This is a genomic window from Arenibacter nanhaiticus (assembly GCF_900141935.1).
GTDB classification, from domain to species: Bacteria; Bacteroidota; Bacteroidia; order Flavobacteriales; family Flavobacteriaceae; genus Arenibacter; species Arenibacter nanhaiticus.
Genome location: NZ_FQYX01000009.1, coordinates 122,699 through 136,180, shown reverse-complemented (window position 1 = coordinate 136,180; position 13,482 = coordinate 122,699). Strand labels below are relative to the sequence as shown.

Annotated in this window: 13 protein-coding genes; 10 read left to right on the top strand and 3 right to left on the bottom strand. The window is 37.6% G+C overall.

Annotated elements, in window-relative coordinates:
• Nucleotides 1-89: 89 nt before the first annotated feature.
• The 3 genes from BUA16_RS07855 to porX all read right to left on the bottom strand — a co-directional run bounded on the left by BUA16_RS07855 (nt 90) and on the right by porX (nt 2,508).
• Nucleotides 90-317 carry a hypothetical protein gene (locus tag BUA16_RS07855; protein WP_072764193.1) on the bottom strand — a complete coding sequence of 76 codons (228 nt, stop codon included), beginning with the start codon at nt 315-317 and terminating at the stop codon, nt 90-92.
• Nucleotides 318-541: 224 nt separating this feature from the next.
• Complete coding sequence (tsaE, locus tag BUA16_RS07850) at nt 542-952, bottom strand: tRNA (adenosine(37)-N6)-threonylcarbamoyltransferase complex ATPase subunit type 1 TsaE (protein ID WP_072764192.1); 411 nt, start codon at nt 950-952, stop codon at nt 542-544.
• A gap of 11 nt (nt 953-963) precedes the next feature.
• Nucleotides 964-2,508 carry a T9SS response regulator signal transducer PorX gene (gene porX / locus BUA16_RS07845; protein WP_072764191.1) on the bottom strand — a complete coding sequence of 515 codons (1,545 nt, stop codon included), beginning with the start codon at nt 2,506-2,508 and terminating at the stop codon, nt 964-966.
• Between the two features lie 36 nt (nt 2,509-2,544).
• On the opposite strand from porX, the gene BUA16_RS07840 reads away from it, so the two are divergent.
• The 10 genes from BUA16_RS07840 to BUA16_RS07795 all read left to right on the top strand — a co-directional run bounded on the left by BUA16_RS07840 (nt 2,545) and on the right by BUA16_RS07795 (nt 13,442).
• Entirely contained in the window at nt 2,545-3,774 is a 1,230-nt protein-coding gene (locus BUA16_RS07840) for an HD domain-containing protein (protein ID WP_072764190.1), read from the top strand.
• Nucleotides 3,775-3,797: 23 nt separating this feature from the next.
• Entirely contained in the window at nt 3,798-4,823 is a 1,026-nt protein-coding gene (gene lpxD, locus BUA16_RS07835) for a UDP-3-O-(3-hydroxymyristoyl)glucosamine N-acyltransferase (RefSeq protein WP_072764189.1), read from the top strand.
• The gene (locus tag BUA16_RS07830; RefSeq protein ID WP_072764188.1) at nt 4,813-6,219 is read left to right on the top strand and encodes a bifunctional UDP-3-O-[3-hydroxymyristoyl] N-acetylglucosamine deacetylase/3-hydroxyacyl-ACP dehydratase; all 1,407 of its coding nucleotides are present in this window, start codon (nt 4,813-4,815) and stop codon (nt 6,217-6,219) included. Before lpxD ends, BUA16_RS07830 begins: the two co-directional genes overlap by 11 nt.
• A 1-nt stretch (nt 6,220) precedes the next feature.
• On the top strand, nt 6,221-7,006 hold the full coding sequence (gene lpxA / locus BUA16_RS07825; protein ID WP_072764187.1) for an acyl-ACP--UDP-N-acetylglucosamine O-acyltransferase: 786 nt from the start codon (nt 6,221-6,223) through the stop codon (nt 7,004-7,006).
• Between the two features lie 6 nt (nt 7,007-7,012).
• The gene (gene efp / locus BUA16_RS07820; protein ID WP_072764186.1) at nt 7,013-7,579 is read left to right on the top strand and encodes an elongation factor P; all 567 of its coding nucleotides are present in this window, start codon (nt 7,013-7,015) and stop codon (nt 7,577-7,579) included.
• A 97-nt stretch (nt 7,580-7,676) separates the two neighbouring features.
• Nucleotides 7,677-8,609, top strand: coding sequence for a UDP-3-O-(3-hydroxymyristoyl)glucosamine N-acyltransferase (locus tag BUA16_RS07815; RefSeq protein ID WP_072764185.1), 933 nt, complete (start codon nt 7,677-7,679; stop codon nt 8,607-8,609).
• A gap of 69 nt (nt 8,610-8,678) precedes the next feature.
• Nucleotides 8,679-9,551, top strand: a complete 873-nt coding sequence (gene sucD, locus BUA16_RS07810; RefSeq protein ID WP_072764184.1) for a succinate--CoA ligase subunit alpha — start codon at nt 8,679-8,681, stop codon at nt 9,549-9,551.
• Nucleotides 9,552-9,738: 187 nt separating this feature from the next.
• Entirely contained in the window at nt 9,739-10,488 is a 750-nt protein-coding gene (gene fabG / locus BUA16_RS07805) for a 3-oxoacyl-[acyl-carrier-protein] reductase (protein WP_072764183.1), read from the top strand.
• 77 nt (nt 10,489-10,565) lie between these two features.
• Entirely contained in the window at nt 10,566-12,599 is a 2,034-nt protein-coding gene (locus BUA16_RS07800; RefSeq protein WP_072764182.1) for a vWA domain-containing protein, read from the top strand.
• Between the two features lie 27 nt (nt 12,600-12,626).
• Nucleotides 12,627-13,442, top strand: a complete 816-nt coding sequence (locus BUA16_RS07795) for a prohibitin family protein (protein WP_072764181.1) — start codon at nt 12,627-12,629, stop codon at nt 13,440-13,442.
• Nucleotides 13,443-13,482: the final 40 nt, after the last annotated feature.

Below are 13,482 nucleotides of genomic sequence, written 5' to 3'. Positions count from 1 at the left end.
ATTCCGGATAAAAATTTCTTAGCGTTCATAGGTTTTGGCTTTGTGTTTTTTTTGATTGGTTGCTAGGGGTTTGATAAGTATTGTGTAGGCTATCCGTTGCTTGGGAGCTTCTTTATTTTGGTTCTGTCAATTCCGTTGCTTGGAAGCTTTTTAATTTTTGTTCTGTCAATTCCGTTTGAAGGAAGTTTTTTGATTTCCGTACGATCTATGCTTTGTTCGTATAAAGCATCTTCTTCAGCGGAATCGTGAGTGTTGCAGGAAAAAGTAAACAACAACATTGAGGCAGCGATTCCGGATAAAAATTTCTTAGCGTTCATAGGTTTTGGCTTTATGGGTTTTGATTAATTGACATGACAAATATATAAAAAAAGACTACATGGTCTGTAATAATTTTGAAAAAAATACATAAGACTTTACTAAAAAATCCTGTAGGCTCGTTAATACAGTACGTTGCAGGTTTTTTTGCGACTGATAAAAAACAAAAACCCCAGGTTATTTTTAAATAATCTGGGGTTTTATAAGTTTTAATGTAAGGGAGAGGTCACGACATGCTAAGAGATCTGGTTTTTTCATCGAGTATGCTTATGTTAATATTGCAGCAATCATCTGGAAGTAGGGAGTTTATTTTTTCTGGCCACTCTATAAACACCCAGGTGTTGGCGTATAGATAATCTTCTAGGCCCATATCCAAGGCTTCGGTTTCGTCGTTTAGACGATAGAAATCAAAATGGTAGGCCAGTAATTCTTCGTTGGAATTATGGTATTCATTTACAATTCCAAAAGTTGGGCTATTGGTAGTTCCTGAGCCACCAAGGGCTGTAACTATAGCTTTTATTAGAGTGGTCTTTCCAGCTCCCATTTGGCCATAAAAGCACAAGGTTTTGTTAGGGGTCTTGTCTATGATTTGCTGTGCTACTGCTGATAGTTGCTCCTGTGAATAGGTGATAGTCATTGTTATAATTCTTATTTGGGTTCTAATACGGTAAAAGGTATGATCATTTCCTGAAGGGAAACTCCTCCATGCTGATACGTGTTCCTATAATAATTCACATAATGGTTAAAATTGTTAGGGTAAGCGAAGAATAGATCATTTTTTGCAAAAATAAAAGAACTGCTTACATTAATGTTTGGTAGATATATATTTTTTGGATCCTTGGCTATCAGAACATCTTTTTCTTCATAAGATAAGCTACGCCCGGTTTTATAGCGCAGGTTTAGGCTGGTTTCCTTGTCTCCGACCACTTTGCTAGGTTGTTTTACATTTATGGTGCCGTGATCTGTGGTAATAATAAGTTTTAATCCTAATCCTTGAGCTTGCTGTATAATTTGTAACAGTGGAGAGTTTTTAAACCAGCTTAATGCAAGGGAACGATAAGCTTTGTCATCAGAAGCTAGTTCTTTAACGACTTCCATTTCTGTTTTGGAATGAGATAGCATGTCTACGAAATTGTAAACAATTACGGTTAGGTCGTTGTTTTTTTGGGATCTAAAATTCTGTGCCAATTGTTTTCCTTGCTTAAGGCTGCTGATTTTGTGGTAGCTCCATTTTAAATCCAGGCCTAGTCGTTTTAGTTGCGAATCTAAAAATTCTTCTTCAAAAAGGTTTTTGCCTCCTTCGTCGGTATCGTTTTTCCACCATTTCGGATATTTCTTTTCCATATCTAAGGGGGTCAGTCCAGAAAATATAGCATTCCGTGCATATTGAGTGGCTGTTGGTAGTAAGCTAAAGTAGGGAACTTCTTTTCTTTTCCGGTAGTAAGAGGCGAGGGGGTCTTCAAAGGCTAACCATTGATCGTATCTTAAGTTATCAATGACGATCAGCAGTGTTTTACTGTCCTTTAATTCGGGTTTGATTAATTGGTTAAATACGGTGTGGGACATTACTGGTCCGTTTGAGTTCTTAAACCAAGTTGTATAATTTTTATCGATAAATTTCCCGAATTGATTGTTGGCTTCCGTTTTTTGTGATTCCAGGATTTCTATCATACCCGAATCGTCTGTTTCTTCTAGGCGTAATTCCCAATACAGTAGTTTTTTATAAAGTTCGGCCCATTCTTCATAGGTATTGACTGTAATAAGATCCATGGCAATTTTTCTAAACTCCTGTTGGTAATTTGCAGTTGTTTTCTCGGACACTAGCCTGGAGTGGTCCAGGTTTTTTTTAAGGGATAGCAGTATTTGGTTTGGATTAACGGGTTTTATTAAATAATCGGCGATTTTGGCTCCTATAGCTTCTTCCATGATGAGTTCTTCTTCGCTTTTGGTGATCATTACCACAGGGATAGAGTTGTAGGCGGCCTTTATTTCGTTTAAGGTTTCCAGGCCAGAAATACCAGGCATATTTTCATCGAGAAAGACTATGTCGATATGGTTGTTTTTTAGTTCTTCCAAGGCTTCTTGGCCGCTTAAGCAGCTGATAACCTTGTAGTCTTTTTGTTCTAAAAAAAGTATATGAGGTTTTAGTAAATATATTTCATCATCTACCCAAAGTATTGTTATCTTGTTCATTTAGTACTTATATTTGTCCGTATAAAGAAAATTATATTGATAAAATCAAATAAACTCAAAATTTTCAATGATCCAATTTACGGATTTATTAGTATACCAAACCTACTAATTTTTAATCTGATCGCGGAGCCTTGCTTTCAACGCTTAAGGCGGATTTCTCAAATGGGCATGACTTACCTGGTGTATCCAGGGGCGCATCATACTAGATTTCATCACGCCTTGGGGAGTATGCATCTAATGCAGCATGCTATTCAGGTATTGCGTCTTAAATCTATCCAAATCAGTCAAGAAGAAGAAGAAGGGTTGTTGTGTGCTATATTGCTGCATGATATCGGTCATGGGCCATTTTCCCATGCCATGGAGCACAGTATAGTGGACGAGGTGAGTCATGAGCACATCTCCTTGTTGTTTATGGAGCAGTTAAATGAAAAGTATGAAGGCAGATTGGCTACCGCCATCTCAATCTTTAAAGGATTGCATCCTAGGAAGTTTTTAAATCAATTAGTGTCGAGTCAGCTAGATATGGATAGGATGGACTACTTAAAAAGAGATAGTTTCTATACCGGGGTAGCTGAGGGAAATATTAATTCCGAACGTTTGCTGACTATGCTAAATGTTCTTGATGATAAATTAGTCGTAGAAGAGAAAGCTATTTACTCTGTTGAAAAATTCTTGATGGCAAGGCGCTTTATGTATTGGCAGGTGTATTTGCATAAGACAGGTTTGGTTGCAGAGCAACTTTTAATAAAAATACTTAAAAGAGCTAAAGAGCTCATAGGTCAAGGGCGGCAGTTGTCCTGTAGCAATGCTTTGCGCTTTTTTATGGATAATAAAATCAATAAGGATAATTTCCGGAATGATACCTTGGATTTGTTTGCCAGGTTAGATGATGTCGATATATTATCGGCTATAAAATCTTGGCAAGACCATGACGATTTTGTATTGTCTCATTTGTGTGCTATGGTCATTAACAGGAGGTTGTTGCATATAAAGCTTAAAAATAATCCGATCAGTGAAATGAAATTTAATAAACACTTTATGGCTTTTAAAAACCAATATAATTTAAGCGATAAGGAAACGTCTTATTTTGTATTTTCGGGGGAGATAATGAATAGGGCTTATAATACAGAGTGTCAGAATATCAATATTTTAAGGTCTAATTCCAAGGTTGTGGATGTCGCGAAAGCTTCTGATCAATTAAATCTAAAGGCGCTTTCAAAAACTGTGACCAAGTATTATATATGCTATCCTAAAGCTTCTATTTAACATTTTTTCATACTTTTGTGGCCATGAAATTTACAGCTAGTCAAATCGCGGGGATTTTAGAAGGGGAAGTTGTGGGGGATCCAGAAATTGCCGTCTATAAACTCGCGAAGATAGAAGAGGGAGAAAAAGGAGCGCTTACTTTTTTGGCAAATCCTAAATATACTCCCTATATATATACGACCAAGGCTTCCGTGACTATAGTTAATAAAGACTTTGTTCCGGAGCATACTTTGGAGACTACTTTGATTAAAGTAGAGAATGCTTATCAGTCGTTTTCAAAATTGTTGGCTTATTACAATGAGGTAAAGAATAATAAGGTGGGGATTGAGAGTCCTGTTTTTAAATCGGATTCCGCCTCATTTGGGGAAAATCTTTATCTTGGTGCTTTTGCTTATGTAGGAAACAATGTAAAGATTGGTAATAATGTTAAGGTGTATCCTAATGTTTATATAGGTGATAATGTCACCATCGGCGACGATGTAACGGTTTTTGCCGGAGCTAAGATTTATTCGGAAACCATTATAGGTAAAAACTGTATTATTCATAGCGGTGTTGTGCTAGGAGCAGATGGATTTGGGTTTGCTCCCGATGAAAATGGAGAATATCAAAGAGTTCCCCAGATTGGAAATGTGGTTCTCGAAGATGATATTGATATTGGTGCTGGGACAACTATTGATAGGGCTACGCTAGGCTCTACTATATTAAGGAAAGGCGTTAAACTTGATAATCAAATAATGATCGCTCACAACGTAGAAATTGGCGAGCACACGGTAATTGCGGCTCAAACTGGAGTGGCAGGATCTACTAAGATTGGCAAACACTGTATGATTGGCGGGCAGGTTGGCATCGTTGGACATATAACTATCGGTGATAGGGTTAGAATACAAGCTCAATCCGGTATCGGTAGGAATGTGAAGGATGACGAGGTTTTACAAGGGTCACCAGCTATTAGTTATAGTGATTTTAATAAGTCTTATGTGCACTTTAAAAATTTACCTAAAGTCATTAATAGGTTAGAAAAAATAGAAAAACAAATTGATGGTAAGTAACACAGCAACAAAACAACGGACAATTGCAAAGGAGATAACCTTAAAAGGTGTTGGTTTGCATACAGGGGAGAACGTAACAATGAAATTTGTTCCGGCGCCTGAGAATTTTGGATATGCTTTTAAGCGTGTAGATTTGGAAGGAGAACCTATAATAGAAGCTGATGCTAATTATGTAGTAAATACCCAAAGAGGTACCAATCTGGAGAAAAGAGGTGTCAAAATACAGACTTCCGAGCACGTTCTTGCGGCCTTGGTAGGTTTAGAAATAGATAATGTCCTTATAGAGCTAAACGCATCTGAGCCACCGATTATGGATGGTTCTTCAAAGTTTTTTGTCGAAGCTTTGGAGAAAGCTGGTATTGTAGAACAGACGGCTTTTAGGCAGGAATACGTTGTTAAGGAGGTTATTTCTTACAAAGACGAGGCTACTGGTAGTGAGATCACGATTATCCCTTCCGAAACTTACCAAATAACGACTATGGTCGATTTTGGGACAAAAATTCTTGGAACACAGAATGCTACTCTGGAAAATCTAGCTGATTTTAAGTCTCAATTTGCAGACTCTAGAACCTTTAGTTTTTTACATGAGCTAGAGGCTTTATTGGAGAATGGTCTGATTAAAGGTGGGGATCTTAATAATGCTATTGTATACGTAGATAAGGAAATTTCCGAAGACACCATGAAAAAGCTTGAAAAGGCTTTTGATAAGAAAAAGCTTTCTGTGAAGCCAAACGGAATTTTAGATAATTTAACCCTGCATCACCCTAACGAGGCGGCTAGACATAAATTATTGGATGTTGTAGGCGACTTGGCTCTAATAGGGATAAGGGTGAGAGGTAAAGTGATCGCTAACAAGCCTGGTCATTTTGTTAATACCCAATTTGCTAAAAAATTATCCAAACTCATAAAAGCGGAAAAAAGAAATTTTGTTCCTTCTTATGACTTGAATCAACCACCATTAATGGATATCCATCAAATTATGGATATGTTGCCCCATAGGCCTCCATTCTTGTTGATTGATAGAATATTGGAGTTGTCAGAACAGCATGTGGTAGGGATGAAAAACGTCACTATGAACGAGCCGTTTTTTGTAGGGCATTTTCCAGGGGCACCAGTGATGCCGGGAGTGTTGCAGGTAGAGGCGATGGCCCAAACCGGAGGGATCTTAGTATTGAGTACGGTTCCTGATCCTGAGAATTACTTGACTCTTTTTATGAAAATAGACAATGTCAAGTTTAAACAAAAGGTATTGCCTGGGGATACCCTTATTTTTCACTGTAGCTTAATTACTCCAATAAGGAGAGGTATTTGTCATATGCAAGCCTATGCCTATGCTAATGGAAAATTAGTATGTGAAGCAGAAATGATGGCGCAAATAGTTAAAAAGAAACAATAGGATGAATCAACCATTGGCATATATTCACCCTGGTGCTAAAATTGCAAAAAATGTAGTAGTAGATCCTTTTACTACCATTCATAATAATGTTATCATCGGAGAAGGTACTTGGATAGGATCCAACGTTACCATAATGGAAGGAGCAAGAATAGGGAAAAATTGTAATATTTTTCCCGGTGCCGTTATCTCGGCGCCTCCTCAAGACTTAAAATACGATGATGAAGAAACTACTGTTGTAATAGGAAATAACACTACGATTAGGGAATGCGCTACTATTCATAAAGGTACTTTAGATAGAATGAAGACCGTTATAGGGGAAAATTGCCTTATTATGGCGTATTGTCATATTGCCCATGATTGTATTGTAGGCGATAATTGTATTTTTTCTAACAACTCAACCTTGGCCGGCCATGTTACTATCGGTAGTAATGTCATTTTGGCCGGTTTTGTAGCAGTTCATCAATTTGTCTCAATCGGCAGCTATTCGTTTGTGACTGGTGGGTCTTTGGTGAGAAAAGATGTTCCTCCATTTGTGAAGGCTGCAAGAGAGCCGCTTTCCTATGTTGGTATAAATTCGGTAGGATTAAGAAGAAGAGGTTTTGAGACTGATAAAATCAGAGAAATTCAAAACATCTATAGGATTTTATATCAAAAAAACTATAACAATACCCAAGCTGTTCAGATTATTGAAGCAGAAATGGAAGCAACTCCTGAAAGGGACGAGATATTGCAATTTATAAGAGATTCCCAAAGAGGAATCATGAAAGGTTATTTTAGCACAAATTAAATTTATATGGCAACAACATCAGATATTAGAAAAGGATTATGTATTCGTTTTAATAACGACATATATAAAATTATTGAGTTTCTTCATGTGAAGCCAGGGAAAGGCCCTGCTTTTGTTAGAACCAAGCTTAGAAGTGTTAGTACAGGAAGGATATTGGAGAACACTTTTTCGGCAGGTCATAAATTGGAAGATGTACGAGTAGAAACTCGTTCGTATCAATTTTTGTACCCAGAGGGCGATACGTATCATTTTATGAATACGGACGACTATAATCAAATTACATTGCCAGAAAGCTCTTTGGATGCTCCAAAATTGCTAAAGGAGGGTGAGGTAGTTACTGTATTGTTTAACACGGAAGACAGCATGCCTTTATCGGTTGATATGCCTGCAAGTGTTATTTTAGAAGTGACTTATACAGAACCGGGTGTTAAAGGAAATACAGCTACAAATGCTACCAAGCCGGCAACGGTAGAAACAGGAGCAACTGTTAATGTACCGCTTTTTATCAACGAAGGTGATAAAATTAAAATAGACACCGAAAAAGGCGCTTATATGGAGCGTGTAAAAGCATAAAAACTATAGAGGATACCTGTGATTGTTCGGAAAGTCGACAGATTGATTTGTGAAGAATTCCACAGGTAGCCCAATTATCTAACTCTATACACGTGTTATGAAGTTTCCAGTTCCGTATACTTTAAAGCAGATAGCTACTATTATTAATTCAGAGTATATTGGAGAAGACGATTTTCCTGTTCTCGGAATGAATGAAATTCATGTAGTTGAAAAAGGAGATATCGTTTTTGTAGATCATCCTAAATATTACGATAAGGCTTTAAATAGTGAAGCTTCTATAGTGTTAATCAATAGGGAAGTAGAGTGTCCGGAAGGTAAGGCATTGTTGGTGTCTGACGACCCTTTTAGAGACTTTAATGCCTTAACAAGTTTCTTTAAGCCTTTTGCGAAAGCTGCTAGTGCTATTTCTTCTAGTAGTGTTATTGGTAAAGGAACTATTGTGCAGCCTAATTGTTTTATAGGGAACAATGTGACCATAGGGGATAATTGCCTTATTCATTCCAACGTGTCTATTTATGATAATTGTATTATCGGTAACAATGTAACAATACATGCCGGCACCGTGCTGGGCTCGGATGCTTTTTATTATAAAAACAGGCCAGAAGGTTTTGATAAATTGCTTTCTGGGGGACGGGTAGTTATTGAGGACAATGTAGATATTGGAGCACTGTGCACTATAGACAATGGAGTTACTGGTGATACTACCATTAAAAAAGGAACCAAGATAGATAACCAAGTGCAGGTAGGACACGATACAGTTATCGGAGAGCGATGTCTTATTGCCTCGCAAACCGGAATAGCTGGTTGTGTGATTATTGAAGACGAGGTTACCTTATGGGGGCAGGTAGGGGTTAGAAGCGGTATTACTATAGGTAAAAAAGCCATAGTGTTAGCGCAAACTGGAGTCGCCAAATCTTTAGAAGGAGGAAAGAGTTTCTTTGGAAGCCCGGCAGAGGAGTCTAGAGAAAAAATGAAGCAATTGGCTATTGCCAAACAAATGCCCTCTATTTTAAAAAGAATAGATAAATAAGCAAAAGAATACTTTAGAAATCATTTCCATTGCCATATTTTTACGGCAATTAAATAAACCAAAAATATAATGAGCGTTTTAGTTAATAAAGATTCCAAAATTATTGTTCAAGGTTTTACTGGTAGCGAAGGCACCTTCCATGCTCAACAAATGATTGAATATGGCACTAACGTAGTAGGGGGTGTAACGCCTGGAAAAGGCGGTCAGTTACATTTGGATAGACCTGTTTTTAACACTGTTGAAGAAGCGGTTCAAAAAGCAGGAGCAGATACTAGTATCATTTTTGTTCCACCAGCTTTTGCGGCAGACGCAATAATGGAGGCAGCTAGCGCGGGCATCAAAGTTATTATAACCATTACTGAAGGTATTCCTGTAGCGGATATGGTGAAAGCCTATGACTACATCAAGCATATGGATTGTCGCTTGGTTGGGCCTAACTGTCCAGGGGTAATTACTCCTGGAGAAGCAAAAGTAGGGATTATGCCAGGCTTTGTTTTCAAAAAAGGTACAGTCGGGATCGTTTCTAAATCGGGGACATTAACCTATGAAGCGGCCGATCAGGTAGTTCGTCAGGGATTAGGTATTACAACAGCTATCGGTATTGGTGGTGATCCAATCATTGGAACTTCTACTAAAGAAGCTGTAGAGTTATTGATCAATGATCCCGAAACGGAATGTGTAGTAATGATTGGCGAAATTGGAGGTCAATTGGAAGCTGATGCTGCTCATTGGTACAAGGCTAGTGGTAGCAAAAAACCAATCGTTGGCTTTATTGCAGGGGAAACTGCACCAGCAGGTAGAACCATGGGGCATGCCGGAGCTATCGTTGGTGGTAGTGACGATACTGCACAGGCTAAAAAACGTATTATGAGAGAATGTGGTATCCACGTGGTAGATTCTCCAGCGGAAATTGGACTAAAAGTAAAAGAAGTATTAAGGTAACCCCTTTTTCTTGATATAACTTCCCGTTTATTCTAAACCGACTTCAATCGGATCTAAATTAGAATATAACGGGATTTTTTTTTCGCCTTTTAACTAGGTGAAATTGTTTCCAAGCATTTTAGGAAAAAAGTATATCAAAAGAGGATATATCTTATATTTGATTAATATTTAAGAAAATTATTTAAAAATGAAGTTACTAGAAGGTAAAAATGCAATAATAACAGGTGCCAGTAGAGGTATTGGTATGGGGATAGCCAAAGTTTTTGCTGAACATGGCGCAAATGTCGCTTTTACATATAGTTCCAGTGAAGCCCCGGCGATAGCCTTGGAAAAAGATCTTACTGCTATGGGGGTGAAAGCGAAGGCTTATAAAAGCAATGCAGCAAGTTTTGACGATGCCGAAAAATTGATAGCTCAAGTGTTGGAAGATTTTGACGGGGTGATAGATATCCTTATAAATAACGCGGGGATCACTAAAGATAATCTATTGATGAGAATGGGAGAGGCTGATTTTGATGCTGTTATCGAAATCAACTTAAAGTCGGTTTTTAATATGACAAAGGCCGTACAGCGAACCATGCTTAAACAAAGAAAAGGTGCTATCATTAATATGAGTAGTGTTGTAGGTGTTAAGGGTAATGCTGGTCAATCTAATTACGCGGCTTCTAAAGCAGGTATGATTGGGTTTACAAAATCTATAGCCCTAGAATTAGGTTCAAGAAATATTAGATGTAATGCTATTGCACCAGGATTTATCGAAACTGAGATGACCGATAAGTTAGATGAAAAGGTAGTACAAGGGTGGAGAGACGGAATTCCTTTAAAAAGAGGAGGCGCTCCGGAAGATGTAGCGAACGCTTGTTTGTTCCTTGCTTCGGACCTATCTGCTTATGTCACAGGACAAGTATTAAATGTTGATGGAGGTATGTTAACCTAAACTGCGATGGGTTGTACCTAGGTTTTGTTCTATTTAACAAAAACTCAAAAAAGGTGTTGTAGTAAACGATCAAAATAATGCAAATAGAAACAGTTTTTTATATTTTGCTTTCCGCTTTAGCGGCCTTGGCAATAACGCTGTTTCAATATTTTTATAACACAAAAAAGGGAGGACGGCTTTATGGTCTTCTTTCCTTTTTTAGGTTTATAGCTGTTTTTGGATTACTTCTGTTATTGGTGAATCCAAAATTCTATAGCAATAACTATAGTCTAGAAAAGGCTAACTTGATAGTTTTGGTAGATAATTCAGCCTCTATCGTTCAGGGTGATTCTGTGAAGGCTGTGGAGGTGATCAATACGGTGAAAAACTCCATAAAAGCCTTAGAAGATAAGTTTAAAGTAAAAACATATAGTTTTGGTGCTTATCTAAAGGACTCCGTTCCGCTACTCTTTCGAGAGAAAAACACTAATATTACCAAGGCATTGGCTTCATTAAATGAAATATATGCTAATACCAATACTGCTGTTGTGTTGTTGTCTGACGGTAATCAGACCGTTGGTGAGGATTATGAATTTTACGGAAAAAGGCAGGGATTTCCTATATATCCTCTGGTGTTGGGAGACAGTACCACATATGAGGATGTGCGCATTGGTCAATTAAATGCTAATAAATATGCCTTCATAAAAAATAAATTCCCCTTGGAAATACATCTTTCTTATGATGGGCTTGGAACTGTTTCTTCTCAATTGCAGGTTTTTAGTAACGGAAAGCAAATTTATAAGGAAGGGGTGGCTTTGTCTAGAGTTTCTAATTCTAAAATCATTTCGGTTAATATAGATGCAGATAAGGTTGGGTTGCAGCAAATAAAGGTTGTTGCTAGTAGTTTTCCTAATGAAAAAAATACGGAAAATAATCAAATGGCTCTAACAGTAGAAGTGTTGGATGAAAAAATCAATGTGGCTATTATCTCCGATATTTTACATCCTGATATCGGAGTTTTAAAGAAGGCCATAGCTTCCAATGAGCAGCGTTCTGTAAGGTTGTTTTCATCAAGCGCAGCTTTAAGTAGTCTAGAAGATATGGAGTTGTTTGTGTTATATCAGCCAACCAGTGCTTTTGAGAATGTTTATAGATTTGCAAAACAGAAACAAGCAAATATTTTCACTGTTTTAGGGGCCCATTCGGACTTGGGTTTCATGAACAGGGTGCAAAATAACTATCTGTTTGAAACCGGTTATCCGGTGCAAGACATATTTGCAGTCTCTGATCCTTCTTTTTCTAAATTCGATATCTCCGATTTTAATATCGAAGGTTTTCCGCCTTTAGAGAGTAATGTAGGGGCTTTTAGTCCTATGGGTACCCAGGATATTTTGTTGGAAATGTATATCAAGGGAGAGCGGCAAGACAGTCCGTTATTGTCTGTAACCGAAGATAATAACAGTATACATATGTTGTTGTCGGGAGAGAATATTTGGAAATGGAGGCTTCAGTCCTTTAAAAGAGATTCAAATTTTAAAAATTTTGATGATTTTATAGGGAAACTGATATTGTATCTCTCAAGCTCCAAAAATAAAAGCAGGCTTATGTTGGAGTATGAGTCGATGTACGAAAGTGGCAATAAAGCAAAAATAAAGGCTAGCTTTTTTGATGAAACGTATTCTTTTGTCTCCAACGCGGCCCTTCAGCTAAAAGTTTTCCAGAAAAGCAGCTCAACGAAACAAGAGATGCCAATGCTTTTACAGGGAAGGCATTACGAGGCAGATCTCAGTGATGTAGTACCGGGAAGCTATAGTTTTACGGTTTCCGAGAAAAATGAGGGTATAAGCAGATCGGGAAGTTTTACGATCATGGACTTTGATTTGGAGAAGCAGTTTTTGTCGAGTAATTATGAAAAACTGCAACGCCTAGCAAATAATAGCAAAGGGGAGTTATTTTTTCCTGAGGATATTACGGATTTGATCGAGATTTTACGGACAGACCAAAGCTACAGCCCTATTCAGAAAAGCAAACAAATTGTTGTATCTTTGATAGATGTTAAAATCATATTGCTAGTCATAGTCCTTGCTTTGGTTATAGAATGGATATTGAGAAAATATAACGGTTTAACGTAGAATTAATTATATAAATACAAATAGTAAATGGACAAATTACCAAAAATTGCATTACCCGTAATAATCGGCTTTATTTTAGTGATCATCTTAATTTCAAAATCTGCCATCACCATTAACTCGGGAGAGGCCGGGGTGTTGTATAAGACTTTTGGCGGGGGAGTGGTTACTGATGAGCCACCTTTAGGAGAAGGTTTTCAAATTGTCGCCCCGTGGAACAAAGTATTTATCTATGAAGTAAGACAACAAGAGGTTTTTGAAAAAATGAATGTGCTGTCTTCGAATGGATTGGATATTAAGCTAGATGCTTCCGTTTGGTTTGAGCCTAAACGTGAATTTTTAGGGAAATTGCATCAGGAGAAAGGAGAGCAATACGCGCAACGAGTCCTATTGCCTGCGATCAGGTCGGCCGCTAGAAGTGTTGTAGGACGTTACACGCCTGAGCAACTGTATTCAAGCAAAAGAGATGCTATTCAACACGAGATATTTGAAGAGTCTAAAAAGATAGTAGAGGATCAATATATTCAGTTAAACGATATATTGGTAAGGGACGTTACGTTGCCTCCGACTATTAAAGAAGCTATTGAGCGAAAACTTAAGCAAGAACAAGAGTCTTTGGAATACGAGTTTAGACTTGTTACCGCACAAAAAGAAGCCGAAAAAGTACGTATAGAGGCACAAGGGAAGGCAGATGCCAACCAGATTTTAAGTGCTTCCTTAACTGATAAGATTTTACAGGATAAGGGGATCGATGCTACTATAAAATTATCAGAATCTCCAAACTCCAAGATAATCGTTATAGGGAGTGGAGACTCGGGATTGCCACTTATTTTGGGGAATCAATAATAATTTAACAAACTGTCACAAAAATGTGTAGTATAAAAAT